This window comes from Muricoccus nepalensis, from assembly GCF_006438825.1.
Classification (GTDB): Bacteria; Pseudomonadota; Alphaproteobacteria; order Acetobacterales; family Acetobacteraceae; genus Roseomonas; species Roseomonas nepalensis.
In genome coordinates, this window is sequence record NZ_RCZP01000127.1 from 1 (window position 1) to 2187 (window position 2187).

Here is a 2187-nt window from a genome sequence, read left to right on the forward strand (position 1 = left end):
CCAAGCCTGCGCCGGTCCCCAGAGCCAGTCGCCGTGCTCCCGCGAGAGCGACGCGATCATGTCGCGGACGGCGCGCTCGGCACCGTATTCGCCGCCGCCGGCCGCCCGATAGGCCGCCACGGCCAGTTCGAGGCACGCAGAGCCCTCCAGGCCTCGCCCGGCGGCGTCCCGGTAGGCAATGCCCACGGCGCGCAGCTCTAGCACCGGCCAAGCGGCGCAGGGCTCGGGGCGGTAGAGGTGGTCATGCGTCATCACAGACTCCGGGGTAGGCTCCGGCGAAGGCTAGGACAGACGCGAATGATTCGTGAACAAGCACTACGGGTTCCCTGGCATTAGAGCGGCACGAGGCAGGGGGGGGAGGCATGGCCGAAGCGGTATGCAGCCGGTGCGGCACCATCTTCGATGTCACGAAGGTTCTGCGCCGCCCAGACGGGAGCGTGCAGTGGACGCATGCACCTAGCGCCCGGCACGGCATGCAGCGGATGGTCCATCAGATCTGTCCCGTGCGGTATGACACGCCGGACAACCCGCCAGCCTCATGCCCTCACGAGGACGAAGCGGTTAGGCAACTCGCAAACCGCATTCTAGTGCACTGACTCAGACAGAAGATGCAGGGAGCCTGGCCAGCTTGCCGAGARTGATGTCGGCGGACTTGATCCAGGCGAATGGCTTGGCGGCCTTGTTGTGGTCTCGGATGTAGCGAGTGATCGCGTCCTGCAGGTCGGGCACCGACTTGAAAACGCCGCGGCGGATGCGCCTGCGGGTGATGGCCGAGAAGAAACCTTCGACGGCGTTGAGCCAGGACGCCGAAGTCGGCGTGAAGTGGAAGATCCAGCGCGGGTGATCCGCCAGCCACTGCTGCACCTTGGGGTGCTTGTGGGTGGCGTAGTTGTCGACGATGGCGTGGATCACCTTGCCTGCCGGGACCGCGCGCTCNTGATGTCGGCGGACTTGATCCAGGCGAATGGCTTGGCGGCCTTGTTGTGGTCTCGGATGTAGCGAGTGATCGCGTCCTGCAGGTCGGGCACCGACTTGAAAACGCCGCGGCGGATGCGCCTGCGGGTGATGGCCGAGAAGAAACCTTCGACGGCGTTGAGCCAGGACGCCGAAGTCGGCGTGAAGTGGAAGATCCAGCGCGGGTGATCCGCCAGCCACTGCTGCACCTTGGGGTGCTTGTGGGTGGCGTAGTTGTCGACGATGGCGTGGATCACCTTGCCTGCCGGGACCGCGCGCTCGACGGCGTTGAGGAAGCGCACGAACTCCTGGTGGGTGTGCCGGGGCATGCAGCGGCCTACCACGGTGCCGTCGAGGGTATTCATCGCCGCGAACAGGGTGGTGGTGCCGTTGCGCTTGTCGTCGTGGGTCATCGTCCCGCACTTGCCAGGCTTCAGCGGCAGTCCGGGCTGGGTGCGGTCGAGCGCCTGGATCTGGCTCTTCTCGTCGATCGACAGCACCACCGCATGGCAGGGCGGGTCCATGTAGAGGCCGACGATATCCTCGACCTTGCTGGCGAAGGCGGGATCGGTCGAGCGTTTGAAGGTGNGAGGAAGCGCACGAACTCCTGGTGGGTGTGCCGGGGCATGCAGCGGCCTACCACGGTGCCGTCGAGGGTATTCATCGCCGCGAACAGGGTGGTGGTGCCGTTGCGCTTGTCGTCGTGGGTCATCGTCCCGCACTTGCCAGGCTTCAGCGGCAGTCCGGGCTGGGTGCGGTCGAGCGCCTGGATCTGGCTCTTCTCGTCGATCGACAGCACCACCGCATGGCAGGGCGGGTCCATGTAGAGGCCGACGATATCCTCGACCTTGCTGGCGAAGGCGGGATCGGTCGAGCGTTTGAAGGTGSGCAGGCGGTGCGGCTGCAGGCGGTTGGCCTGCCAGATCCGCTGTACCGCGCTCAGGCTGATACCGACCTTCTTGGCCATGGCCCGTCCGGTCCAGTGGGTGACGGCCCCGGGCGGCTCTGCGCAGGTCAGCGCCAGCACCTTGGCGACCGTCGCCGTGGCCAGCGGCGCCCGGCCGGGTTTGCGCGTCTTGTCGCGCATCAGACCATCGACGCCCTGCTCGGCGTAGCGCCGCTGCCAGCGCCACACCGCAGGGCGGCTCACACCCACGCGGCGGGCCACCTCCAGGACCGGTAGCCGCTTGGCCGACAGCAGAATGATGTTGGCCCGCTGCGTATGCTTGAGCG

Annotated in this window: 2 protein-coding genes and 2 pseudogenes; all 4 read right to left on the reverse strand. The window is 66.9% G+C overall.

From position 1 onward, the window contains the following. On the reverse strand, positions 1–252 hold a 252-nt coding region (locus EAH89_RS30915; protein ID WP_140888029.1), incomplete at its 3' end, for a hypothetical protein. A gap of 345 nt (positions 253–597) precedes the next feature. Beyond that, the gene (locus EAH89_RS30920; protein ID WP_206667741.1) at positions 598–912 is read right to left on the reverse strand and encodes a transposase; all 315 of its coding nucleotides are present in this window, start codon (positions 910–912) and stop codon (positions 598–600) included. Then, a pseudogene (locus tag EAH89_RS30925) lies at positions 909–1541 on the reverse strand (IS630 family transposase); the annotation flags it as partial. The gene EAH89_RS30920 and the pseudogene EAH89_RS30925, both read right to left, overlap by 4 nt. Before the next feature lie 2 nt (positions 1542–1543). Next, positions 1544–2187, reverse strand: a pseudogene (locus tag EAH89_RS30930) (IS630 family transposase); the annotation flags it as partial.